This window comes from Sporolactobacillus nakayamae, assembly GCF_900113325.1.
Lineage (GTDB): Bacteria > Bacillota > Bacilli > Bacillales > Sporolactobacillaceae > Sporolactobacillus > Sporolactobacillus nakayamae.
Map to the genome: position 1 here is coordinate 202,816 of NZ_FOOY01000003.1, position 24,803 is coordinate 227,618.

A 24,803-nucleotide genomic window follows, 5' to 3' on the forward strand; every position below is an offset into this window, starting at 1 on the left:
TTAACGATTCATTACTTTTTTTCTGCAAAGAGGAGGATCTTTAGTTGGGTGATATACATACTTTAGACAAGAGTGAATTGGTTGAACGTTATTCGAAATTAGAAGAAAAGTATGCTGAATTTAAGAGCAAGAATCTTTCGCTAGATATGTCTCGTGGAAAACCAAGTCCGGATCAGCTTGATCTTTCATCAGATCTTTTCAGCATTTTAAACACGAACACACTGAAAACAGTTGATAACAATGACATTCGCAACTATGGGGGAGTGGACGGCATACGAGAAGCAAAAGACTTGTTTGCTGAAATCCTTCACGTGCGACCTGCAGAAGTTATTGTTGGCGGTAATTCCAGTTTAACGATGATGTATGACACGATTTCAAGAGCCTTGCTGAAGGGTGTTCTAGACAGCGATCGCCCATGGGGGAAGTTGCCTAAAGTAAAGTTCTTGTGTCCAAGTCCTGGTTATGATCGGCACTTTGCGATTTGTGAATCGCTTAATATTGAAATGATCACCATTGACATGCTTGATGACGGACCGGATATGAATAAAATTGAAGAACTGGTCAGCAAAGATGATGCGATAAAAGGAATCTGGTGTGTCCCAAAATATAGCAATCCTGAAGGGATTACATACAGTGACGAAGTCGTAAACCGCTTTGCGACAATGAAAACGAAAGCAGAAGATTTTAAAATTTTCTGGGATGACGCTTACACTGTACATCATTTAACGAATGAACACCCGCATCTAAAGAATATACTGCAAGCATGCAAAGATGCAGGACATCCGAACCGGGTTTTTATCTTTGCATCGACATCAAAAATAACATTCCCAGGGTCTGGAGTAGCGGCGATGGCAGCAAGCGAGGAGAATAGTCAATTTATCCTGGAACAACTTTCTGCGCAAACAATCGGACCGGATAAGATTAACCAATTACGGCATGTGCGTTTTTTGAAAAATTTAGATCATATCAATGAACATATGAAGAAGCATGCAGAATTAATTAAACCCAAATTTGATCTTGTCTTGCGTGAACTTGACTCACAACTAGGGGATAAGCATATTGCTTCATGGAGCAAGCCAAATGGCGGCTATTTTATCAGTTTAAATACACCAGATGGTTGTGCAGCCGAAGTGGTTAAGCGCGCGGCGGAAGTCGGCGTTAAATTAACAAAAGCAGGGGCGACTTTTCCATATGGTAAAGATCCAAAAGATCGAAACATTCGAATTGCCCCAACATACCCGTCGTTAGCAGAATTGAAAGTGGCAATTGACGTATTATGCTTGTCTGTTCAAATGGTGAGTATAAAGAAGCTTTTGAACGATTAATAAATCCTAGGGTGAATTATGTTCACGACCATTTATTTATAAATTATAAGTGCGCTAAACCAAATGAGGTTTAAGCGCACTTTTTTCAACTTAGCGTGACAGCAATAAAGCATTAAATGAAGAGCTTTCTTTCTTATAATTCTCATTCATGGAAATTCAATCTGTAAAAATAGCTTTTAATTTAATTTCTTTGATGAAATAAGCGTAGGCTGTTTAATATAACAAGTAAAGCAGCACCTGTATCGCTGAATACAGCGAGCCAAAGTGTCAGCCAGCCCGGAAAGATCAAGAACAACGCAGCTGCTTTAACAATTAATGCAAAACTAATATTTTGTTTAATTATTTTTAGTGACTTTTGACTTAAGGAAATGGCAAATGGCAATTTCTCCAGATTATCAGCCATAAGTACAAGATCCGCTGTTTCCATTGCTGTATCCGTTCCTGCGCCGCCCATAGCGATACCGAGGTCGGCACTGGCAAGAGCCGGGGCATCATTAATCCCATCACCAACCATTGCCGTTTTAAGTCCGGAAGCTTGTAGCTTCTTAATTGATGTGACTTTATCTTCTGGAAGCAGGTCAGATAAATAACGTGTGATAGCTGCTTCTTTTGCCACTTGCTCAGCCGTTTTCTGGTTATCACCGGTAAGCATCACCAAATCATGAATGCCTATTTTTTGCAATTTATTTAGAGCTGAGCGCGTTGTTTTTCTAATGGTGTCCGAAACGCCAATGACGCCAATCAATTTTTCATCTGTTCCAATCATGACCAGAGTCTGACCAGATTCCAATAATTTATGAGCCTGAGCATATTCCTCTATAGTGCCGACTCCTTTTTCACGGAACAGTTTCAGACTGCCAGCATAATAAATCGTTCCTGATATATCTGCTTGAACACCTTTTCCGGGGATATTTTGATAATTTTCTCCGGCCAGAGCGAGGCTATTTTTTTCATTTGCATAAGCTGACAGACAACGAGCAATTGGATGCGTTGAGTAGTCTTCAAGTGTCTTAATCAAAGACATCAGATGGTTTTGATCGCTAGTAAAGGCAATAATGCTAGCAACCTTTGGCTTGCCTTCGGTAATGGTTCCGGTTTTGTCAAACGCAATCGCTTGGATTTGACCGGCTTTTTCCAGAAACGCGCCGCCTTTGATCAGTACGCCCTGTTTCGCTGCGTTGCCAATTGCAGAAACAATGGCTACAGGGGTTGAAATGACGAGAGCGCAAGGGCATGCGACCACGAGCAGTTCTAACCCTTTATAAAACCATGATCCCCAAGTTCCAATTCCGATCATTGGAGGAATAAGCATGACTGCAACAGCTAGAATAAATACAATAGGTGTATAAATACGGGCAAATCGATCAACAAATGTTTGAGTCGGTGCTTGCTTTTCCTGAGCTTCTTCGACCATTTGAATGATCCGGGCAATGGCAGTATTTGTCGACAATTTAGTAATCTGGCATTCAAGTGTTCCGTTTTCGTTCATTGTTCCAGCAAAAACGGCATCTCCCTGACTCTTGTCCACAGGAATCGCTTCTCCGGTAATGGGTGCCTGGTTGACACTTGATTCGCCCTTAATAACCTCACCATCTAGTGGAATACATTCTCCAGGTTTCACGACCATGGTTTCACCAACAGTGACTGCACTCACTAATTTCTTAATTAGTGAATCGCCTGATTTAATCCATGCTTCCGTGGGGGCAACTTTCATCAGATCTCCAATAGACCGTCTCGTCTTTTCGATCGAACGATTTTCTAAAACAGCTCCTAAAGCAAACAACCAGACGACCGTAGCAGATTCCAACCATTGATTAATGAATACAGCACCGATGGCTGCCGCAGACATGAGAACGTTCATATCAAGCGACCGGCTTCTCAAAGCGTAATAAGCGTTTCGCAAGGGCTGACGACCACTGATGATAAGAGCGATACCATATAAAGCAGTCGGCAGAACAAATGTTATCTGAGTAAAAGACAGGACAAATCCGGCAGCAATACAAAGACCGGAAATCAGGATTTCTAAGCGTGATTTATGAGAGTGGACATGCTGGTCGTTTTCTTGTTCGTCGTGTATATCTGGTAACGCCTGATAACCCATTTTCTTAACTTCCTGCTGAATGCGTTCAGCAGAGAGGGTATGGCTGATCGACATTTTACCCGATGAAAAATTCACTTCGAGGCTCTGTACCTCAGGGAACCGATTCAAATGTTTCTCAATGGATTTTGCACAAGTGCCGCAATCCATTCCTTCGATTCTATAAATATCCCTGACATTTGTCTTAGTTTGAGAATTCAAACTATCTTCAGGCTTCACACGATAGCCAAGTCTGCTTAACTGTTTCGGAATAGGGGAAAGCCTGCTTGCATCTGAATAAGCAACACGCATTTTTCCTGTGCTGTAGTGCACTTGAACGCCTGTTATTCCGGGAATCTGTGACACGCTTTTTTCAATCGTTCGTGCACAAGCCGGGCAATCCATTCCACTTATTTGATAAACTGCTGAAGAAAGGTTTCGATCAAGAGGGGGAGCCTCTTTTAGAATGGGCTCATCCTTGCCATCGCAGCAATCCTTGTAGTTTTCATTTTTGCAACAATCATCATCACAGTGACTATCATTTTCTTCATCATGACAGCAGTCATCATGGCTGTCTGTACAGCAATGACAGTTATCCGGTTTTATCGCAAGATTTCCACTCGTCTCATAGCATTTACAGCAGTTGCATTTTGCTTCAACACATTCCCGCACTTCTTGATGCTCACATGTTGAGCAGTTACATTGCTTATTGAAATCACGAATAGGGGTTAATTGTATCAGTTTCATTTTAAATCAGACATCTCTTTTCTATTTTTTATGCCATAGCCTCGCTATTAGGAATTTCTTTTGATGCTTGATGCCTGAATGCTAGGTGTACAAGCTGACGGACATAATCATCAACAAGGGAATAATAAACGAATTTCCCATCTTTACGTGATTGGGCAAATCCGATTTTCTTTAGTAAACGCAAATGGTGGGATGCGGTTGCTTTAGAACAGCCAACAATAGCACATACATCACAAACACACAGTTCTTTCTCAAGAGCCAATGCGTGGACAATCGTTATTCTGGTTTGATCAGCTAAAATTTTAAACAGATCCGCAATCTCATTGGGGTTATTCTTTTCCAGATCTTTTCTGACACGCATCACTCTGTCTTTATGAATACAAGTAACCTCACAAACATCCTGTGGTTTATTCATTTTAAGTTCTCCAATCAAATGATCGTTTGACTATAGCATACAAAATGATAAACAAATATTCAAATGATTGTTTGACTGTTTGTGGATGCAGAAAGCATAGGTGAGTGGGTTCATGCGTTGAATTAGATTGTTTAAAAATCCCGAAAAAAAAAGCAGCCAAATCGGCAGCGATGAAAAAGCAGAGGAGAGGACGCGTTGATTTATTCCAAAAAAATGGGGTGTTTTGGTTAAGATAAAATATGGTGACATGGGGGAATGACATAGGATTGCATGTTTCAAAGCGGGAATCTGGACGTGTTAATTTTAATTTGTCTTAACGAACTTATACTTAGATGAATCCATAAATAAATGTAGTTCAAAGTATTTGATTGTATTACGAAACTACATGAATGACAATATGTCAGTAAATCACTTGAAGAGTAACCGTTGTATTATTTTGGATTCAAGAAAAGGCAATGATATGCAAGTAGAAAATTTTTGCTTCATGCTATGAATTTATATAAAAAAGAGATGTGTAATACGCCTTCACATTACTACGTAAAATATAATTTTGACGAAGTAATGTAGCGATGTGTTTTGAAGAGCGTCTTTATTAACCTATTTTTGACATCACTGTTTCCATGACATGCTGTTTGATCTTTTGCGCATCACTTATTAATTTTGTCCCTTGTTCCTGATAACTCTTTGTAATTGTTTTATCTTTAATGGTCGATAAATTTATATTCACAGTCAACCAAGCAGATTGAATTGCCGCATCCAATGAAATTACTGCAACACCGAGATCTGAGATCACATTCTTATTGAATTGATTAGAAGCATCTTCTAAAATACTCATCGCATCATGGCAGCTTCTCATTAAATGAAGCGGAACTTCTGCAGCCTGAATTGCCGCGCTCTGCAACTGTGCCGTACGTTCAGTGCGCTCTTCAGCAGTTTGTTTTGGCAATTTCAGTGCTGCCATAAAACGGCTAAACGAATCCATATCTTGTTGAGCAAAGCATTCAAAATCATGAATTTGTTTCTGAAGATTTGCAGCAATTTCATTCATCTTTGTTTGTACCTGTGTAAATTTTGGCCCTGTTGACAGATTTGCAACCATAGCGCCCATAGATGCGCCTAAAGCAGCACCTAATGCAGCAATACTGCCTCCACCGGGTGTCGGTGCAGAAGAACTTGCCGCTTCAATGAACTGGCCGATTTGCTGATCAAAGACTTTCACTGAGTTGCACCTCTCTTTTGTTTTCATTTGCTTGAAGGCGCACGGCTTTTAATAGATTCTCAAATAAAATCATTGTCGTTACTTTCCCTACTCCGCCTGGTACCGGAGTAGCCGCTTGGACAATCTCTGAAACTTCAGGTTGGACGTCGCCAACAATACCGCCTTGTATCTCATTAATACCTGCGTCAACGACAACCAGGTCTCGGTGAACCATGTTTGTTGTAACTAAGTTAGCTTTTCCCACAGCAGAAATTAATATGTCAGCCTTCTCAATCTGCTCCTGTAAATTATTTGTATACACGTGACAGACGGTCAGTGTTGCATTTGCGCGCAGCAAGAGCTGAACAAGCGGTTTACCAACTGTTTCACCACAACCAATCAATACAACATTTTTCCCTTTTAATGGATAACCAAAGTAATTAAGAATACGAATACATGATTGAGGTGTAGCTGGATACAGTCCTTCTTCACCAGTAAAGCACGCCAGTTTATTTGCCGGAGACAGACCGTCAACATCCTTCTCAGGAGCGATGGCCGCAGCTAACTTTTTCGTATCAAGATGTTTCGGAAGCGGTAATTCAAGAATAATTCCATGAATGGATGGACAACGATTCAACCATTTAATTTTTGCAAGCAGCTCAGTCTCAGTAACTTGTGGATGTACCGATGTGAGCAAATAGCGAACGCCCAGTTTCCGAGCGATGTTTTGTTTTACTTTGGCGTAGCATTCAGATGCAGGGTCTCCTTGAATGATGATTACGGCAATTGTCGGATCAATCCCCTTTTCTTTCATACCTTTTACTTCCATGACCAGGTTTTCAGAGATCTGTTTTGCTAGAGCTTTTGTTTGTAACAGTTTTCCCATTGGTTATGCCTCCATAAGCAAATAAAAAAAGCATCTGGATAACAAATAGTTTCCAAATACTTTGCCCAGGCGTACGGCTAATCAAATACTCATATGCTCCCTCATGGTTCTCCCATGCTACGCCAGTCACACATGATCTGTTAAATTCAGTAACGGACAACTCATCTCTAACAATATAACACGAATAGTGTTGAAAATAAAATATATTTCAAAGATAAATGATAAATGTCATAGACAAAAATAAATATATTTATTATGAACGTCTACAAGTATTCAAATTTATCTTGATTACTTCGTAAAATATTGTTTTGCTTGTTCTTTTGTGTTACACTTAAATTACCATATAATCCCAATAGATTGGAGCCTTCCTTATGGCTGATGAACGAGCGATGCATCTTTATGATCGAATCGACGAAAAAACAGCACAACTGCCCTGGTATGTACGTGAATATGTAGACAAAAAAATGCGTATCATGTCTCCGCGTTCGTTACTGAATTACTGCCATGACTATCTGATTTTTTTTGATTGGCTAGTTGCGGAAGGCTTATCTCAGGATGCGCGTGTGGACATCCCATTGGACTGTCTTGAGAAATTAACACCACAGTCGATTGAAAATTTTCTTTCCTATTTACAATTCCGTCTGCAAAATGATAAATTCACGATTAATCGCAAGCTTTCATCTTTGAAATCACTGTTTAATTATTTGCAAAATGTTGCGGAAACAAACGATCTTAAGCCTTATCTCGTCCGGAATGTGATGGCGAAGATCGCTTTTAATAAAATCAAAGAAGACCAGGAAACAGTTGCTCAGAAAATGGCAGGAAAGATTCTCTGGAATGATGAATATGAAGCCTTCCGCCAATTTGTTGCACATAATTATCGAGACGTAATAAAGGATAATCAAAAATTACTTAATTTTCATACGCGCAATGCTGAACGAGACACTGCCATTGTCTCGTTGATTCTTGGTTCCGGTCTCCGTCTATCAGAAGTCGTCGGACTCGATCTTCATGATGTTGATTTTCAAAAACGTATGGTGCGGGTGATTCGAAAAGGAAATAAAGAACAATATGTTTTTTTTAGTGAGCAGGCTGGGCTTGATCTTGAGGACTATCTCGCCATTCGTAAGAAAAAGTATGATTTGCCCACTACGAATCAGGCTCTTTTTGTTGCTGCTTCGATGGGACCTAAAGGAACGAACCGCCGACTGAGCGCTCGCGCGATAGAAAATCTAGTGAAAAAATACGCGATCGCATTTGGAAAGCCCTCACTCTCCGTTCATAAATTACGCCATTCGTTTGCGACGCGCTATCAGGCAGAGAACAATGACATTCCCAAGCTGCGTCGGCAGCTTGGCCACTCAGCCATTCAGACAACGATGATCTATACGCATCTGTCGAACGATGAGCTGAAACGTGCGGTGGATCATATGGATGATCACTTTGATGAATCACAGGATCAGTAGTGAGTAAAGCGAGCTGTCATTCTAGTTAACATAATATATATTTTGTTATAAAAAGCCTTGTTACACTTTACCGTCAACAAGGCTTTTGCATTATTATTGTTATTTCGTAACATGGACAATTGGGTAGAGCTGCTCCAACTTATGAATTTCATAGGTAGGCTGTTCATTCAGCTCATTTGTCAGGTTCTTGGCGTTGAACCAGCAGGTATCCAATCCCGCCTGACTGCCGCCATGAATATCAGAGATGAGCGAATCACCAATTATGAGTCCTTCATCTGCCGAAAAGTTCGTGATTCTCTCAAACACGTAATCAAAAAATTGATGATCCGGTTTATGGTAGCCGGTATCTTCTGAAACAAATATTTGTTTGAAACAATGAGACAGGCCCGCATCCTGTAAACGCTTATACTGAGTTTCTGCGACTCCGTTTGTCACGATGTACAAGTCGAACTTGTTTTTCAAGTTTTCAATTAGTTGTTGTGCACCGTTGACAAGCTGATGTCCCTCGCGCAGGAATTGACGATAATTTCGTTCCATTGCGATTCCATCAACTGTTTTTCCAAAAGCACTGAATAATTTGGTGAAGCGGGTATTCACCAAATTATCGCGTTCAATTTTTCCATTTTCAAAATCTTTCCACATGCTTTTATTCATTTTTTTATAATAGCTTTCTATTTCTGGAGTCAGGGGTATCTCTTGACTCTCAAAGAGAAGATGCAGCGCTAAGTCTTCGGCCGCACCAAAATCAAGCAAAGTGTCATCGACATCAAAAAACAAAGTTGTATAGTGACTCATTGTTCCCCTCTCAAACCTGTCTCTTTATTCATCTATAAATGTTATCTGATTGTTTTCTAATGAAGCAATACGCGCTAAAGAGTATACGGAATACCCTGCCTCATCAAGCTTTGAGCGTCCATCTTGAAAAGATTTTTCAATGACAATACCAATTCCGGCGACAACGGCACCTGCCATTTCAATCAAGCGTGTCAAACCAAGCGAAGCCTCGCCATTTGCAAGAAAATCGTCAATGATTAAGATACGGTCCTTTTCTTGAATCATACCTTCTTCAATATAGACCGAATTATGTATTTTCTTTGTATAGGAGTAGATTTTAGTTGTTAATGCCCCTTCGTTAAGTGTCAGTGGTTTTTTCTTGCGCGCGAATAAAACGGGTACACTTAATTCTAGACCGGTCATTAACGCCGGTGCAATCCCTGAAGACTCAATAGTCAGAACCTTAGTGATACCGGCATCAGCAAAAGCTTCAGCGAGTTTTTTACCCACTTGCTTCATTAAAACAGGGTCAATCTGGTGATTCAAAAAACGGTCGACCTTCAAAATATCTGATTGGATCACCGTTCCTTCCTCTTGAATACGTTTTTTTAATTCATCCATTGATTTTAAGCTCTCCCCTTAATTCATTTAGCATGTGCGTTTCATTTGTCAAACCAACCCTTTTTTCGAAAAAAATAGTACATAATCAGAGCAATCAAAAACATCAATCCGAGCACAATAAAATAGCCATATTTCCAGTTGAGTTCTGGCATATTTGCAAAGTTCATGCCATAAATACCAACAATAAAGGTCAGAGGCATAAAAATAGTTGTAATTACCGTCAACGTTTGCATTATACTGTTCGTTCGGTATGTAGTCAGCGACAGATAGCTGTCGCGGATGTCAGACGTAATTTCCAAATTTGATTCAATCATATGTGTTAATCGGCTTAAATTTTCGTTCACATTACGTAAAAAGAGCTCATGTTCCTCGCTGGTTTGAATATACGACGAGCTGATCATTCGATTTATGATGTCCATGAGCGGTGTAATCACACGACGAAAACTGAGCAACTCACTGCGTAGTTGGAAAACGCGTCGATTCAATCTATGCATTGGCTCTCTCTTCGCGTTCAAATCAAGATCATCGATTTTATCCTCAAGATCGTTTGCTGCCATAATGTATTGATCAATGAAACGACTCATGAGTCTGCGAAGTAAATCATCTGGAATATTGTCCTTGGTGAACTGTTCATCGGAACGACATTCATGCCAGATATCATTTACTCCTTTTAAATTATTTTTATGAAATGTGATAATCGATTGTTTTCCCACGTACAAAATTAGTTCATGTTTCTTAAGCGTATCCGGACTAATCACTTGCATTGACACAAAATAGCAGTCGTTAAATAGTTTAAGCTGCGGTCGATTGGAACGATGCTGACTATCTTTGATTTGACGGTAGAATAACGGATTGAATTGTTTCAGCCGTTTCATTTCTTCCTCACCGGGAGCGCTTAAATCAACCCAATAATAGGGAGCGTTCATCGCCTCTAAATCTGTAAAGGACAGATCAGTTACCGGATGCTCTTCTTTATCTTGTACGAGGATACGTATCATTGACTTCAAAGCTCCTTTTAACAAAGCAAACGTTTCGAATGAACAAATTAAATATCGAGAAATTCTCCATCTTTAATTTCGTGAAGAGCTCGATACAAGTCAGCCGGTATATGACCAGTGAGTGCGTCAATGGAATTGTAGACTTCCAATTTACGCTTATCCGGAGCCAAATCCTCAATTTCTTTTGGAAAAGGAATACTGCTCATGTTTTCGCCTGAGATTTTTTCCATAATTCTTTTTTTCAGTTCATTCTCGATTGACTGTTCAAGAGGAATTTTCTTTTGCTCTCGAATCAAAACGGCGTAGCGGCCATGTGTTGTTTCATAAACGATATAGGTCGTCAAAAGTGAATGGTTTTCATCATGTACACTGGCGGAAGCGAGTTCCCGGCCGATAAATCGCTTCCTTTTATAAAAACCATCTTCACCCTCAGAAACCTCAATATGCTCAAAGCCCTTTCCCTCACCGATCTTTGTAAAAAAACGAAGCGCCTGTACGATTGTAGCGGACAGATTCTTTCCGGAAACATCTTGAGCCTGATCAAATACCTCCAAATCAGCATCGGGAACATAAATGGTCTTATTCGGCATGATGATCTCCTTTACTTTTAATGGTCTATTTACTTTATACATATAAATATACTCGCTTTATACGTAGAATGAAAGTGATATGTACACTTATTATACATATATAACGCACATAACTATACGTATAATATATGGGCCTTTCAAAAAGCTGGAATCTGACTTTTTAGTAAGCGAGACGTTCGCTGTGCACTCTATTCGCATCATCAGCTTATAGAGAAGAACCGATATGTCGTGATCTTCCAAATACGCGCAGCAGTTTTGAGTGATGAAGCAAATGATTCAGGTTCCATTCGGCGTGTTGCCACATCCTCTCTCGACTTCTTGAGGAATGCAAATATATAGAACAAAACTTAAAGTCCCCATTCAAGACTGAAATCATCTGAAAAGAGATGCGCGATCAAAGCACAATGAATGATGAACGAACTCTGCCATCAATTAGAACATGGCTTCCCTGATTTATGTAATTGGCCGGTCAAATTAAGTTAATCTTTTCGTTTATCGTCAAGGTGCGGAAACGTATGGACACGAAGAAATAAGGCTAAAAGCGGATACAGCAAAAATGGCGCTGGACTTATTAACTCCCGCTTCTAGAAAATAAAGTGCAGTATACTAACAACACCTAATGATTAGTTAACCGATGAATGTATTGTGCACAATCATTGGATAACAACCAAAAGGAAGTATTTGCAAATAAAATAGATCCTGATTAATCTCGTCATCCGTTTAGAAGGTACTGATCTTGTTATGTATCTCTATCAAAATAACGAACGCATCGATTAAACAAATGTTTACTTAAGTTTTATGTTCCCCATGGTGATCTCATTCATTACAATCAGAGTTAATCTCAGCGTCATTTAATTTTTTTAATAATTTGATAAGGTGCTTCTGTTCTTTTTTTGTCAGAACCTTAAACTGTTGCAAGAAAAACTGTTTCTGCTCCGGAACAACACGTTTATACATTTCTTTTCCTTTATCCGTCAATAATATGTACTTTGTTTTCCACTCTTGTTCGCGACAAATATAACCTTCTTTTTCCATTTTAATAATTAGTTGAGTAATATTTCCTTTCGTAAAGAACATTTTTTCTGCCAGTTCTTTTTGAGACATCCTTCCATGTTCACCAATTTTCACGAATACTTCATATTGGGAAATAGTTAAGTCCCAGTTTTTTAAGAAATGACTGTAGTATTTTAATTGACGATGATACGTTCTTGACAGTTGAGACCAAAGTTGAAGCCCTGTTTTTGCAGGCTTTTCTGATGAATATTCCGTTGTGTTTATTTTCAATTAGTTTCACCTTTTTTGACATTACATCAGTTTAATGTTAAACTAACGGCAAGCCGAAAGAACATCAGGTTTGACCGTGTTGGTTTAGTCTTTAACCGATGGGGATCGGCTCTTATCTATATATCTATAACCTTAGTTTATCCCCGTTTTCACCATGATTCTTTTACGTATACTCACGGTTATGCGCAAACGCTTTATTCCTTATGGTTTAGTGCTTGATTTGTTGTTTCTTTTCGCTGTATAAGGAGGAGATTCACTATTAGTATGAACAAACAGTTCGAATCCGTTCAGAATGTTGCCAGACCCGATGTCCCCCCTCAGAAGAACAATCCGAAAAAATACTTAAAATTAATCACCATTGTTTCCACTTTTGGCGGGTTGCTCTTTGGTTATGATACTGGAGTAATCAATGGCGCACTCCCTTACATGGCAAGACCGGATCAACTAAATCTGAATGCGTTCACTGAAGGTTTAGTTGCAAGCTCCTTGCTCTTGGGGGCAGCGTTTGGTGCCGTGTTCAGCGGCCGGCTTTCTGATCATAAAGGAAGAAAAAAAGTAATCCTATATCTTGCATTTGTTTTCCTCATAACAACGTTGGGCTGTACATTTGCACCGAACGCAGAATTGATGATCTTTTTCCGTTTCTTACTTGGTCTTGCTGTCGGCGGAGCGTCGGTAACTGTACCCACCTTTCTAGCAGAGGTTTCGCCCGTTGAACTTCGGGGGCGGATGGTAACACAAAACGAATTAATGATCGTAACCGGCCAACTGCTCGCCTACACGTCAAATGCACTCATTGCTAATCTTTCCGGTGGATCAACACATATATGGCGTTATATGCTTGTGATGGCCACGTTACCTGCAATCGTACTTTGGATTGGCATGTTCTTCGTACCCGAAAGCCCAAGATGTTATGCTTCTAAAGGTAAATTGAAAAGCGCTTTGAAAGTTCTTCAAAAGATCCGTCATATAAATCATGCTAAACTAGAACTTGTTTCAATTAAGAAATCTATTCACACCGAACAGAAAATTAACAAAGCCTCATTTCGTGATCTTGGTACACCATGGGTCAGGAGAATTGTCTTCCTTGGTATTGGAATTGCTGTTCTTCAGCAAGCCACTGGTGTTAATTCAATCATGTATTATGGTACCCATATTTTGCAGAATGCCGGTTTTCAGATGGATGTCGCTCTGGTCGGAAACATTGCTAACGGTCTCATTTCAGTCATCGCCGTCATCTTTGGCATTTGGCTGCTCGGCAAGGTCAACCATCGTCCTTTACTAATGGTTGGACTGATAGGAACTTCAAGTGCATTACTCTTGATCAGTATTTTTTCACAGACCTTGCAAGGATCGCCAGTTTTACCTTTTTTGGTCCTCAGTATGACTGTTATGTTTCTTGCCTTTCAGCAAGGCGCGATTGCACCGGTTACCTGGCTGATGCTTTCCGAAATTTTCCCACAGCGTTTACGCGGGTTTGGCATGGGTGTTACCGTGTTCTGTTTGTGGATCACCAATTTCCTAATTAGTCTCTTGTTTCCTGTAATGCTCGACTGGATCGGACTTTCCAGAACCTTCTTTGTCTTTTTTGTTTTCGGTATAGCTGGACTCATTTTTGTCAAATTCCTTTTGCCTGAAACAAAAGGGAAATCACTTGAAGAGCTTGAACTCTATTTTCGTAATAAGGAGCACAGTAAACAGAAAACGGTTAAGATTAGTGAAGGTGACTGAATCGAGCTAATATCACTAAATGATTCAAGAGCAACTAAGGTTGCTCTTTTTTTGTTCAAGTAAGAATGTGCAATAGGACTTATTCAGGTTTTGAACAAACAAGGGTAAATAGTTTAGGCAATCCGATGTCATTAACTTTCATGTTTGGCGTTTCATCCAGTCGTTGCACCATTAGTCCGGCCTGCGCGAATACCGTTACGATTTCACCAAGTGTCCATTCTCTTAAGTAAACAGTGTGTGTGGAGTTACTTGCAGCACCTTTACCAGTATCAAGATGCTTCGAGTAGGCGACATCACGTGTTCGAAGTGTCTGGTCGAAGTAATTTCCAAAAACAATCTGTCGTTTGCCACGGGTTGTGACCAGTTTCGTTGAGATTGGATGGAATTCTTGAATGACAAACGTTCCACCTGGTTTAAGTATTTGGAAAATGAGTTTGGCAAGTGGTTCAAGATCAACAAAATAATGCAGGATACCTAACTCCATGAATACTGTATCATACTTTGTATGGTGTTGATCAATGGGTAACTGCAAAACATCCGAAACAATATAGTTTAATGGTATATGGAGCGCATGGGCAACCTTCTCGGCATAAGCGGCATTTTCGGCAGATATGTCAACGACCGTTACCCTTGCGCCCATTAATGCGAGTGCAAGGGCTTTTCCCGCATGCGAACCAAGAAGATTGATCACGTTTGTTCCCCGAACATCAGTTAAATAGTTTGCGAGCGCTCCGATCCTGCCAATAGGATCTCGTTTGATTTTATTAGCAGCCTGTTCAGGTGTGCCAAACCGATTAACCCAAGCTTGGTATGCCTCATTATTCCATGCCTGGCCATTCTGACTCGTGTCCGATTTCTGCAATTGCCGCAAGTGATCCTTGACCGTCATTCGAATTGTATCATTTTTTTCCAAAGTATGTAAAAAATAACTGAATGATTTGACCGCTATTTGATCCGTTCCAATGAAGATCAGCATTCGATCCGGGTCGGTACGAACCACTGTACCCAAATACCCAATAATTTTGACATAATAGTCATTTAATTGAAATGAAAAAGAGCATATTCTCGTGTCTTTTTCTAGTTTTCCCGCATTATATCTAGTCAACTTCCGGTGAAGCTTCTCTACGGCGTCCCACTGGATGGAAAACTGAATGGATTCGTCATTTTGTATTGCACAGCCCTGCAAGTTTAACGCAGCAGTACCCTCTAATGTTGCGGAAATTTCCTCTTTCTCTAACATGTGCCAAGCATCAAGAACTGTGGCTCTCCAAAGTTCTTGATTGTGTTGTGCTTTATTCATAGTAAGCTCCTCAAAGATCTTTTACATGCACACGATAATAGTCAATCGTCTCATCTGCAGTAAATCCCGTTTTTTTGTAAACATGAAACGCGGATGCATTCCTCGATTCGACCTCTAATTTCACTACCGAGATTACGCCGGAGAACAGCTCATTCAAGATCAATTTAAGAAACGCTCCGCCAATCCCTCTTCCTTGATATTCAGCCTTCACACCAAATCCAAATAGAAAAGCTTCGGTTTCGTCAAAGCGTACATAACAAATTCCAATAATCTGATCATCAAGCACAGCCATAAACCCTCGCCGATTCGCTGAAAGCAGGGCCATTTCAATTAAATTTCGCGCGTCTTCCCTGCTGTCATGGAAACAGTTTACACTAATATCAATCAATTGTTCCATGTGTTCCATTTTTTGTTGTTTTATTACTATTTTCGAATCTATTGGTTGTCTTTTATATGTAGATCGATTAAGTGACATCAGATGCTCTGAAAATTCATAAGTCGCACCGAGATGTTCGGCAATAGTCTTATCCGGAAATGATGCTTGTAATACAAAAAGCAAGTCAGACACTTGAAAAGCGTTCAACTCCTCTGTGGCCCGAAGCAGCAGTGCGGTAAAATAACCCTTTTTGCGATAATCCGGAAGTGTTAGTGCCGATAGTTCAGCTTCTGAACTCATTGGGGCGAATAGATGTAAAAAAGCAATAAGGTTCTGGTCCTCGTAGCACAGAAAGGTATGATTCATTTCTTTATGCGCATTAAGCGAATCATCTAAATCAGTCAGGTACTTGACGCCGTCTGCTTTTGAACAAATGTGTTCCAATTTATTTATTTGCTTTTTCATTTCTGTTTCTAGTCGAGATACAGATTTGATAATCATCGGTTAGCTCCAGTCATTTATGGGGTTTATACTTTCCAGACACGCAAAGAAGCCTGAAAAAGTTCAGGCTTCTGAGACGCATCGCCTTATTTTATAAATAGTTCGCCGGCACTAGAGCTATGCATTGGTTGCGCTCTTGAATCTGGATCAATATAGTGCTTGGCATTATTCACCGCAGTGGGTGCCTCTCCTAGTCCGGTTGCGATCAGCTTCACTTTGCCAGGATATGCGGCGATATCACCGGCAGCATAGACACCGGGGATGTTGGTTTCCATTTTACTGTTCACCAGAATTGAATTCTTTTCAAGATCAAGGCCCCAATCTTTAATCGGACCAAGCGCAGAAACAAAACCATAATTCACAATCAGATCGTCAAGCGGTAACGCTTCCTCATCGTCACCTTTAACCATTTGGATAATTAATTGATCAATTTTGTTTTGTTTGCTTGTGACAGCTTTTGCAACAAATGGTGTTTTCACTTGAACCGAAGCTTTTTTCATTTCCTCAACACTTGTCTCATGGGCGCGGAACTGCTCACGGCGATGAACGATCGTAACCTCTTTAGCGATCGGTCCTAATGTGTTCGCCCAATCGACTGCCGAGTCGCCTCCGCCAAGAATTACAACCCGTTTATTCTTAAAAACAGTCACATCTTGAACGTAATAATGAATGTTAGTGACCGCAGTAACATCCTGTTCCACCTTAAGAGGTCTCGGGGAAAATGCGCCGACACCCGCTGTAATCACAACGGTTTTCGTACGGTGAAGTTCACCGGAAGCACTGCCAAGCTCAATTACGCCATTCTCCAATCTGTTCATTGTTTCAATCTTCTCATCTAGAACAATTCTCGGATGAAATTGCTGGGCTTGTTCGATTAGATTCTTGACTAAATCCTTAGCTTTAATTCTTGAAAATCCCGCTACATCGAAGATCTCCTTTTCCGGATAGAGTGTGCTGAGCTGCCCCCCAAGTTGAGGAAGACTTTCAATAATTTTCACCTTCATTTGCCGCATTCCAGCATAAAAAGCGGCAAAAAGCCCCGTCGGACCGCCACCAATAATCGTTATATCAAAGAGTTCCTGATCTTTCATCAAAACAATCCCTCCAAATACCTTCAAAACCGGTTCTTTTTAAGTCATGTATTATTCTAAATGATTTTTATTCTCATTGCTATTAGAAAGCTCGTTAGCGTCACATGAGTAATAAAATAAACAGTTTATTTAGTTGGAAGGATAAAGAATGAAATTCACTCAAAACGTTCAAGATAACAGTTAGTATCCTTAGTAAATCAATTAACTTGCATGGCTTCTTGTTTTTAACAATCTCTGGATCAAAGGAGAGGTTAATGAATGATTCTTGCAACAACCTTATGCCTGAGTTGGATTGTCATAAATTTATTCATTATGATACCCAAGCAACTGTCACGTGAAGAAAATCTCTTTCTCTTTCTCTCCAGTTCAATAACCATTATGCTATCACTTTTGATTCCGGCAAAGCGCATGTATTTTGGTGATCCTGGTTTTAATTACAGTATTGAAGGAACCGTCGCTTTTCTAATCAATCGAAACATTATTTTCCCTCTGCTCACGTTAATCTCCATTAATTTAGTTCACTATAAAAGTTTCTGGAAACGACTGCTCATATTTCTGGTTAGTCTCTGCACGTTTCTGCTGTTCTGCCGGCTCGATGAAAAGCACACGATCGTCTCGACAATCAGTTCTGTTAAGCTAAGTATTTACTTTATTTGTTACTTCGCGTTTATGTTTGCATTATCCAAAGCTTTTCGAAATCTGGGCGAAAAGCAGCAATTACCTGATAAGTAAACGATAAAAGGAGTTTAACATGATACCTAAAGGCACAGTATTTGATTCAAATGAAATTTTCATTCTCATTATCGGGGCGCTGGCCTATTTGGTTATGTTTCTTTTACCAAAGTATTTTTCCAAGCAGCAGACCATCACGATGCTTCTGATCGGCAATTATATCAGTACTTTTTTTGACAACACCGTGTGCATTAATCCGTTCAACTATTATAATATCAATGATACGCCATACACTGATTTCTGGGATCTGCTTTCTTGTGTCATGTTCAGTCCCTTCGGGTATTTTTTCGTTTATTTATACGCGATCATTAAAAAAAATCGAACAACTTATTTTTTCTATATCTCGATGTGGTCGCTGATCGCTGTAGTTGCCGAAGCTTTAGCTTGGCGTGTTGGTGTTTATCATTATAAAAATGGTTATCAGCTTTTTTTCTCGTTGCCGATTTACATCATTGTTCTTACCGTGACAATGATCTATTATCAATTCTTCATTCAAAAAAGATGAGTGTCATGCACGTTCATTTTCTTGTTTTACATCGATCCAAATGTCCGTTACGGTGCCGTCATCGTCTTGATCTAAAACAAACGAACCGTTATTGTAGCGATCGGATGCACGAATGTCTGAAGCTTGTACGACTACGATCTTGCCCTTATCAGTGCTGATTGATATCCGGTCATTTGGATCAACCAGTGTAAATCCAGCAATATGATGTGGTCGCGCCTTTAGTTCGCGCACTATTTGAACGCCGCGTCTTGGTCGCCCGGTCCTGTCAATCTGACCGTCCACAGCCATTTTTTTAACAGCTCCTCGATCAGTCACAATCAGCAAATGACGTTTGGAAGTGTGGTCGTATGCGACAGCACCGGCTAAAGTATCGCCATCCTTTAATTGCACTGCTTTAACACCGGCTGCTCTCATACCGACCTCGCCCGCTTCTTCCTCAGAAAATCGTAATCCATAACCCATATGTGTTGCCAGTACTAGATCATAAGAACCATTTGTCGCCATAGCGGCAAGGCAGGAATCATCTTTTTTCAACTTCAAGGCGGTCAACGGTTTTGAACGTCTTTGTGCTTTATATTCACTCAATTTCGTTCGTTTTACCATACCAAGCTTGGTGAAAAATGTCATATACAAATTCGTGTGATCAAAGTCTTTGACTGGAACTGCGGATATAATTCCTTCATCAGAGTCAATTGGAACTAAGCTCGCAATGTGTTGTCCAAGCTCCTTCCAACGTCGATCTAGGATCTCATGGACAGGAAGGTAAACATACCGACCTTTATCTGTAAACACGAGCAAGGTGTCTGTTGTATTCATCTGTTGTTGGAAGAACGCGTGATCCGTATCTTTCATCGCCACAGCATCATCACCGCTCGCAGAATAAGAACGCAAACTGGATCGCTTTATATAGCCATGTTTTGTCAGAGACACCATGACTTCTTCGGAAGCAACCATGACCTCAAGATCAATTTTAATTTCTTCAATTTCCGCTTCGATCGTTGTCCTTCTTGCATCTGCATACTTTTTTCGTACTTCAACCAGTTCTTTTTTGATTACAGCAATTAATTTTTTACCGGAATTGAGGATGCCCTGCAGTTTGGCGATCAGCTGATCAAGTTGATGTTCCTCTTCTTGAAGTGTCACGATGTCCGTGTTAGTTAAGCGATACAATTGTAAATTCACAATAGCTTCTGCCTGTGCTTCGGTAAATCCAAATGAGTCTGACAGGTTCTGCTTTGCGTTCTTTTTGTCCTTTGAACTGCGAATGACACGAATAACTTCATCAAGAATAGAGATTGCCTTAATCAGACCGCGTACGATGTGCTGACGATCAATGCTTTTCTGTAACTCGAACTGAGAGCGCCTGGTGATTACCTCTTTTTGGTGCTTGATGTATGCTTCAAGAATTTCTTTGAGTCCGAGTTGACGCGGTGCTTTGTGATCAATTGCGACCATATTGAAGTTATAAGAAATTTGCAGATCGGTATTTTTAAAGTAATAGTTAAGAATGCCATTTGGATCAGCGTCTTTTTTCAGTTCGATAACAACACGCATACCGCTTCGATCTGTTTCATCTCTAACCTCCGCCACTCCTTCAACCTTGTGGTCAAGTCGAAGCTCATCCATCTTTTTCACTAGCATTGCCTTATTAACTTCATAAGGTAATTCCATAATGATGATTTGTTTTCGTCCGGTGCGAAGGGTATCAATTTTTGTACGCGCGCGAAGAACGATTTTACCCTTTCCTGTCCTGTACGCCTTCTTAATGCCATCTAGACCTTGCAGGATCCCGCCCGTTGGGAAATCCGGCCCTTTGACGAATGTCATCAAGTCGTCGACCGTTGCATCAGGATTCTCCATCAGCATGATCGTTGCGTCAATAATTTCAGATAGGCAATGCGGCGGAATTTCAGTTGCGTAACCAGCAGATATTCCGGTTGACCCATTTACGAGCAAATTCGGAAACTTTGATGGAAAAACTGTTGGTTCTTCAGTTGTATCATCAAAATTAAGCACATAATCAACTGTCTTAGCGTCAATATCGCGAAGCAGTTCGGCGGATATTTTAGAAAGTCTCGCTTCTGTGTAACGCATTGCTGCAGGTGGATCTCCATCAAGGCTGCCGTTGTTTCCGTGCATTTCAATCAGCGGCATGCGTACTTTCCAATCTTGACTCATACGAACCATTGCTTCATAAACGGATGAGTCCCCATGCGGATGGTAATTACCAATTACATTACCGACTGTTTTTGCTGACTTGCGAAATGGTTTATCATTTGTATTGCCATCGCGGAGCATTGCATATAGAATACGGCGCTGTACCGGTTTCAAACCATCACGAACATCAGGAAGCGCACGCTCTTGAATAATGTATTTGCTATAAATGCCGAATCGGTCGCCCATAACTTCTTCGAGCGTCCGATTCAGTAATTTTTCTCTATTTGCCACAGTTATTTCACACCTTTCACAGCGGTCAATCCTTCGCTTTCGTCTTCATCAAGGCCGAAAGCTACATGCGATTCAATCCATTTACGCCTTGGTTCCACTTTGTCACCCATAAGTGTGGTCACCCTGCGCTCAGCATAGGCTTGATCCTCAATACGTACTTGAATCAAGGTTCTCGATTCTGGGTTCATTGTTGTCTCCCACAGCTGATCAGCGTTCATTTCGCCTAAGCCTTTGTAACGCTGAATGGTATAGCCCCTACCAATCTTCTGAATCGCTTCTTTAAGTCCGTTATCGTCCCATGCGTATTCAAGCGTTTCCTTTTTGCCGACGCCTTTGCTTACTTTATAGAGTGGAGGAAGAGCGATGTACACTTTTCCAGCGTCAATAAGTGGTCGCATGTAACGATAGAAGAACGTAAGTAATAGTACTTGAATATGTGCACCGTCGTTATCAGCATCGGTCATAATGATGATTTTATCGTAATTGCTGTCTTTAATGGAAAAATCCGCGCCAACACCGGCACCGATCGCATAAATAATGGTATTGATTTCTTCATTTTTCATAATTTCTTCGAGACGAGCTTTCTGCGTGTTAATGACCTTGCCTCGGAGTGGCAAAACCGCTTGAAACTTACGGTCACGACCTTGTTTTGCCGAACCGCCCGCCGAATCACCCTCGACCAAATACAGCTCGTTTCGATCCGCATTTTTTGAAGATGCAGGGGTCAATTTACCGCTGAGTACTGATTCTTTTCGCTTTGATTTTTTACCGTTTCTGGCATCTTCTCTTGCTTTGCGTGCTGCGAGACGAGCTTGGCGTGCACGCATTGCTTTTCGAATCAACATTTCGCTTGTTTGTGGATTTTCCTCAAGAAAATAGGCCAGTTGTTCGGATACAACCGTGTCCACTGCGGAACGTGCTTCATTGGTCCCCAATTTTTCCTTGGTTTGACCTTCGAACTGAAGTAAATGCTCCGGCACTCGAATGGAAACAATACCCATGAATCCTTCACGTATATCGCTGCCGTCTAAATTCTTCTCTTTTTCCTTCAGAATTCCTGATTTGCGCGCGTAATCATTAAACACACGAGTCAAAGCGGTCCTAAAGCCTGATTCATGAGTGCCTCCGTCCTTGGTGCGCACATTATTCACGAAAGAAATCAGACTTTCTGAGTAGGCATCGTTAAATTGAAAAGCAACATCTACTTCCATCTCGTTCGCCGTGCCTTCAAAAGCCACAACCGGATGCAGAACATCTTTGTCCTCATTCAGATAAGCGACGAATTCTTTAATTCCTTCCTCATAATGAAAGACTTCTTCACGATCACTTCGTTCATCTGTCAGCACAATTTTCATTCCTTTTTGCAGAAATGCAGATTCGCGAAGTCGTTCACTGAGAATGTCAAATTGATAAGTCGTTGTACTGAAAATGGTCGGATCCGGTTTAAAATGAATCAAGGATCCTTTTCCACGTGTTGTACCGATCTGTTCTAAGGTTGTGGCCGGATGTCCTCCGTTTTCAAAGCGCTGTTGGAATACCTTCCCATCACGAAAAATAGTCACTTCAAGCCATTCGGAAAGTGCATTCACAACAGAAGAACCAACGCCGTGCAGTCCGCCGCTCGTTTTGTAGCCGCCGCTCTGACCGAACTTACCGCCTGCATGAAGGACAGTGAAGATTACTTCAACGGTCGGTTTTCCGGTACGGTGCATTCCTGTAGGCATCCCGCGTCCGAAGTCGCGAACGCTGATGCTGCCGTCTTTATGAATGCGTACAAGAATTTCATTGCCATATCCGGCCAGTGCTTCGTCAACAGCATTATCAACGATTTCATAGACGAGATGATGAAGTCCTCTTGAATCCGTTGAACCAATATACATGCCCGGACGTTTGCGTACGGCTTCCAATCCTTCGAGTATTTGTATGGTGTCATCATCATAAGACGATACTTGTCTTGCCAAATAAAGAACCCCTTTCTTCATCCCGTTCATAGAACAAACGGGATTTATCCCGATCCAACAGTTAAGGTCAGGCCTTTTCTTTGCTGTTTCTTTGAATTTTACAAATTACAACCGATAAATGTCACTATATTTTTCAGACAAATAGTTCAGCAGATAATCAGGATTCGGTCCTTCTCCAGTCGTATCTTTAAGTAGTTCAAGTGGTTTTTTCAAACTTCCGAACTGGTGTATATGTTTACTGAGCCAATTTGTGACAATTTTTAGATTGCCAGAGCGTACATGCTCATCAAAATCTGGAATATCCTTTGTCATTGTCTGCCTGAATTGAGCCGCGTAAACATACCCGAGCGCATAAGATGGAAAATAGCCAAAGTCTCCGCCCGGCCAATGAATATCCTGAAGCACGCCTTCGCGATCATTTGCCGGGGTAATGCCGAGATACTCATTCATTTTTTCATTCCAGACGCCCGGCAGATCTTTTACCTGCAGATCACCATTGAATAGTGCCTTCTCAATATCATAGCGTACCATAATATGGAGCGGATAGGTTAATTCGTCGGCTAAGGTTCGGATGAAAGATGGATGAGAAACATTGATTGCTCGATAAAAATCATCGAGTGCTACATCGTCAAACTGACCGTTAGCATAATGCTTTAATTTATCGTAATGACACGTCCAAAACGATTTGCTTCGCCCGATGAAGTTCTCGAAAAATAGCGATTGTGATTCATGGATGCCCATGGATGTGCCTTCACAGAGCGGTGTACCAACAAGCTCCCGTGAAATATGCTGTTCGTAGAGAGCATGACCGCCTTCGTGAATTGTCCCCAAAACAGTGGAGATAAAATCTAGTTCCTGATAATTAGTTGTTACACGCACATCGCCTGGATTAAGTGTAATTTCAAATGGGTGTTCGGTTTCATCAAGGCGTCCCGCTTCAAAATCATAGCCGATTTCCTTAAGCAGATTGAGACAAAGTTCTTTTTGTTTCTCCACTGGAAATGGGATTGAAAGAAATGACCGATCCGGCTGAGCATGTGAAGATGTGACCGATTCAACAAGAGGAATTAACCCCTTGCGAAGTTTTCCAAAGACATGGTCAATGGTTTCAGCGGTTAATCCTGGTTCGTACTGATCAAGTAAAGCGTCATATTTATTTGTTTTGACGCCCCAATAGTCAATAAAATTGCGTTTGAATGCCACTATTTTCTCAAGGTATGGCCTAAGCAGTTCAAAGTCGCTCTTTGCCTTTGCTTCCTGCCATACACTTTGCGCTTCTGATTGAAGAATAACATACGCTTTATTCTCTTCGGGAGGAATAGTCACGTATTGATCATACATTTTTTTAGATATCTCAATCATTTTTTTCGTAATAAGGCTTAGTTGGTCTTGCACTGAAGTATCGGTAAGCGCGTCTATGTATCCTTTCATTTCTTTGGATGTCGAACGCTTAAAAACCTCATCAGAGAGTGTGCCGACAACCTCCGAACGTTGCTTGATCCCTTTTTTAGGTGCGCCAGTCCTCATATCCCACTCTGCAAGTGCGATCGATTCGTTAAAATCCATGATTTTCTTTACATAATGATTATATGAATCCACGATATCAGAAATAGCCATTGAAAACGCTCCTTCTACGATAGTAAATGCCGGATGTCCTTGTCTCATTCTTCTTTCTCTTTATCAATCATAATGTCCTTCTTTCTTTGTGAAGAACGTTAACTTAAAAAGCATCTTTTTTGCCTTCTAAAATCGAAGTGTCGTTATTTTATACAATAAG

At 40.7% G+C, this 24,803-nt stretch carries 20 protein-coding genes and 1 riboswitch; of the genes, 5 read left to right on the forward strand and 15 right to left on the reverse strand.

Annotated features, from left to right (window positions below; genetic code table 11):
* The first annotated feature begins 44 nt into the window (after positions 1 to 44).
* A complete protein-coding gene (locus tag BM003_RS01065; protein WP_093669197.1) occupies positions 45 to 1,325 on the forward strand; it encodes an aspartate aminotransferase type Ic in 1,281 nt (426 codons plus the stop codon).
* Positions 1,326 to 1,506: 181 nt separating this feature from the next.
* Here the strand turns inward: BM003_RS01065 and BM003_RS01070 are convergent, their stop codons facing one another.
* From BM003_RS01070 to BM003_RS01085, 4 genes are all read right to left on the reverse strand, one after another.
* Entirely contained in the window at positions 1,507 to 4,149 is a 2,643-nt protein-coding gene (locus BM003_RS01070; RefSeq protein WP_093669199.1) for a heavy metal translocating P-type ATPase, read from the reverse strand.
* 28 nt (positions 4,150 to 4,177) lie between these two features.
* On the reverse strand, positions 4,178 to 4,564 hold the full coding sequence (locus tag BM003_RS01075; protein ID WP_093669201.1) for an ArsR/SmtB family transcription factor: 387 nt from the start codon (positions 4,562 to 4,564) through the stop codon (positions 4,178 to 4,180).
* A 592-nt stretch (positions 4,565 to 5,156) separates the two neighbouring features.
* Entirely contained in the window at positions 5,157 to 5,783 is a 627-nt protein-coding gene (locus tag BM003_RS01080) for a cyclodeaminase/cyclohydrolase family protein (RefSeq protein WP_177184568.1), read from the reverse strand.
* Positions 5,770 to 6,648 carry a bifunctional 5,10-methylenetetrahydrofolate dehydrogenase/5,10-methenyltetrahydrofolate cyclohydrolase gene (locus tag BM003_RS01085; protein ID WP_093669205.1) on the reverse strand — a complete coding sequence of 293 codons (879 nt, stop codon included), beginning with the start codon at positions 6,646 to 6,648 and terminating at the stop codon, positions 5,770 to 5,772. The genes BM003_RS01080 and BM003_RS01085 overlap by 14 nt, the downstream gene beginning before the upstream one ends.
* A 56-nt stretch (positions 6,649 to 6,704) precedes the next feature.
* A riboswitch (ZMP/ZTP riboswitch) is annotated at positions 6,705 to 6,788 on the reverse strand.
* A gap of 231 nt (positions 6,789 to 7,019) precedes the next feature.
* Here BM003_RS01085 and xerS point away from each other — a divergent pair.
* The gene (gene xerS / locus BM003_RS01090; protein ID WP_093669207.1) at positions 7,020 to 8,114 is read left to right on the forward strand and encodes a tyrosine recombinase XerS; all 1,095 of its coding nucleotides are present in this window, start codon (positions 7,020 to 7,022) and stop codon (positions 8,112 to 8,114) included.
* A 99-nt stretch (positions 8,115 to 8,213) separates the two neighbouring features.
* On the opposite strand, the gene BM003_RS01095 is transcribed toward xerS, so the two are convergent.
* The 5 genes from BM003_RS01095 to BM003_RS01115 form a co-directional block, all read right to left on the reverse strand.
* The gene (locus BM003_RS01095) at positions 8,214 to 8,909 is read right to left on the reverse strand and encodes a YjjG family noncanonical pyrimidine nucleotidase (protein ID WP_093669209.1); all 696 of its coding nucleotides are present in this window, start codon (positions 8,907 to 8,909) and stop codon (positions 8,214 to 8,216) included.
* A 24-nt stretch (positions 8,910 to 8,933) separates the two neighbouring features.
* Complete coding sequence (locus BM003_RS01100; protein WP_093669211.1) at positions 8,934 to 9,509, reverse strand: xanthine phosphoribosyltransferase; 576 nt, start codon at positions 9,507 to 9,509, stop codon at positions 8,934 to 8,936.
* A gap of 41 nt (positions 9,510 to 9,550) precedes the next feature.
* Positions 9,551 to 10,507, reverse strand: a complete 957-nt coding sequence (gene corA / locus BM003_RS01105) for a magnesium/cobalt transporter CorA (RefSeq protein ID WP_093669213.1) — start codon at positions 10,505 to 10,507, stop codon at positions 9,551 to 9,553.
* Positions 10,508 to 10,554: 47 nt separating this feature from the next.
* Positions 10,555 to 11,097: an EXLDI protein gene (locus BM003_RS01110; protein WP_093669215.1), complete on the reverse strand. Its 543-nt coding sequence runs from the start codon at positions 11,095 to 11,097 to the stop codon at positions 10,555 to 10,557.
* An 816-nt stretch (positions 11,098 to 11,913) separates the two neighbouring features.
* Entirely contained in the window at positions 11,914 to 12,381 is a 468-nt protein-coding gene (locus tag BM003_RS01115) for a MarR family winged helix-turn-helix transcriptional regulator (protein ID WP_093669217.1), read from the reverse strand.
* Between the two features lie 264 nt (positions 12,382 to 12,645).
* Between BM003_RS01115 and BM003_RS01120 the strand changes: the two genes are divergently transcribed.
* Entirely contained in the window at positions 12,646 to 14,112 is a 1,467-nt protein-coding gene (locus tag BM003_RS01120; protein WP_093669219.1) for a sugar porter family MFS transporter, read from the forward strand.
* 79 nt (positions 14,113 to 14,191) lie between these two features.
* Here BM003_RS01120 and BM003_RS01125 read toward each other — a convergent pair whose 3' ends face one another.
* The 3 genes from BM003_RS01125 to BM003_RS01135 form a co-directional block, all read right to left on the reverse strand.
* On the reverse strand, positions 14,192 to 15,412 hold the full coding sequence (locus tag BM003_RS01125; protein WP_245733975.1) for a class I SAM-dependent methyltransferase: 1,221 nt from the start codon (positions 15,410 to 15,412) through the stop codon (positions 14,192 to 14,194).
* 10 nt (positions 15,413 to 15,422) lie between these two features.
* Complete coding sequence (locus tag BM003_RS01130; protein WP_093669221.1) at positions 15,423 to 16,289, reverse strand: GNAT family N-acetyltransferase; 867 nt, start codon at positions 16,287 to 16,289, stop codon at positions 15,423 to 15,425.
* 86 nt (positions 16,290 to 16,375) lie between these two features.
* On the reverse strand, positions 16,376 to 17,383 hold the full coding sequence (locus BM003_RS01135; RefSeq protein ID WP_093669223.1) for an NAD(P)/FAD-dependent oxidoreductase: 1,008 nt from the start codon (positions 17,381 to 17,383) through the stop codon (positions 16,376 to 16,378).
* Positions 17,384 to 17,638: 255 nt separating this feature from the next.
* On the opposite strand from BM003_RS01135, the gene BM003_RS01140 reads away from it, so the two are divergent.
* Both BM003_RS01140 and BM003_RS01145 read left to right on the forward strand, forming a co-directional pair.
* Positions 17,639 to 18,112: a hypothetical protein gene (locus tag BM003_RS01140; protein WP_093669225.1), complete on the forward strand. Its 474-nt coding sequence runs from the start codon at positions 17,639 to 17,641 to the stop codon at positions 18,110 to 18,112.
* Between the two features lie 19 nt (positions 18,113 to 18,131).
* Positions 18,132 to 18,617: a hypothetical protein gene (locus BM003_RS01145; RefSeq protein WP_093669227.1), complete on the forward strand. Its 486-nt coding sequence runs from the start codon at positions 18,132 to 18,134 to the stop codon at positions 18,615 to 18,617.
* Positions 18,618 to 18,620: 3 nt separating this feature from the next.
* Here BM003_RS01145 and parC read toward each other — a convergent pair whose 3' ends face one another.
* The 3 genes from parC to BM003_RS01160 all read right to left on the reverse strand — a co-directional run bounded on the left by parC (position 18,621) and on the right by BM003_RS01160 (position 24,643).
* Positions 18,621 to 21,065: a DNA topoisomerase IV subunit A gene (gene parC / locus BM003_RS01150; RefSeq protein ID WP_093669229.1), complete on the reverse strand. Its 2,445-nt coding sequence runs from the start codon at positions 21,063 to 21,065 to the stop codon at positions 18,621 to 18,623.
* A gap of 2 nt (positions 21,066 to 21,067) precedes the next feature.
* On the reverse strand, positions 21,068 to 23,026 hold the full coding sequence (parE, locus tag BM003_RS01155; protein ID WP_093669231.1) for a DNA topoisomerase IV subunit B: 1,959 nt from the start codon (positions 23,024 to 23,026) through the stop codon (positions 21,068 to 21,070).
* Between the two features lie 105 nt (positions 23,027 to 23,131).
* Positions 23,132 to 24,643: a carboxypeptidase M32 gene (locus BM003_RS01160; protein ID WP_093669684.1), complete on the reverse strand. Its 1,512-nt coding sequence runs from the start codon at positions 24,641 to 24,643 to the stop codon at positions 23,132 to 23,134.
* Positions 24,644 to 24,803: the final 160 nt, after the last annotated feature.

Coding starts and splice junctions, on each gene's coding strand:
- BM003_RS01085 (WP_093669205.1), bottom strand. CDS start 6,648: ATGGGAAAACTGTTACAAACAAAAGCTCTAGCAAAACAGATCTCTGAA.
- BM003_RS01070 (WP_093669199.1), bottom strand. CDS start 4,149: ATGAAACTGATACAATTAACCCCTATTCGTGATTTCAATAAGCAATGT.
- xerS (WP_093669207.1), top strand. CDS start 7,020: ATGGCTGATGAACGAGCGATGCATCTTTATGATCGAATCGACGAAAAA.
- BM003_RS01160 (WP_093669684.1), bottom strand. CDS start 24,643: ATGGCTATTTCTGATATCGTGGATTCATATAATCATTATGTAAAGAAA.
- BM003_RS01110 (WP_093669215.1), bottom strand. CDS start 11,097: ATGCCGAATAAGACCATTTATGTTCCCGATGCTGATTTGGAGGTATTT.
- corA (WP_093669213.1), bottom strand. CDS start 10,507: ATGATACGTATCCTCGTACAAGATAAAGAAGAGCATCCGGTAACTGAT.
- BM003_RS01075 (WP_093669201.1), bottom strand. CDS start 4,564: ATGAATAAACCACAGGATGTTTGTGAGGTTACTTGTATTCATAAAGAC.
- BM003_RS01145 (WP_093669227.1), top strand. CDS start 18,132: ATGATACCTAAAGGCACAGTATTTGATTCAAATGAAATTTTCATTCTC.
- BM003_RS01130 (WP_093669221.1), bottom strand. CDS start 16,289: ATGATTATCAAATCTGTATCTCGACTAGAAACAGAAATGAAAAAGCAA.
- BM003_RS01125 (WP_245733975.1), bottom strand. CDS start 15,412: ATGAATAAAGCACAACACAATCAAGAACTTTGGAGAGCCACAGTTCTT.
- BM003_RS01095 (WP_093669209.1), bottom strand. CDS start 8,909: ATGAGTCACTATACAACTTTGTTTTTTGATGTCGATGACACTTTGCTT.
- BM003_RS01140 (WP_093669225.1), top strand. CDS start 17,639: ATGATTCTTGCAACAACCTTATGCCTGAGTTGGATTGTCATAAATTTA.
- BM003_RS01100 (WP_093669211.1), bottom strand. CDS start 9,509: ATGGATGAATTAAAAAAACGTATTCAAGAGGAAGGAACGGTGATCCAA.
- BM003_RS01120 (WP_093669219.1), top strand. CDS start 12,646: ATGAACAAACAGTTCGAATCCGTTCAGAATGTTGCCAGACCCGATGTC.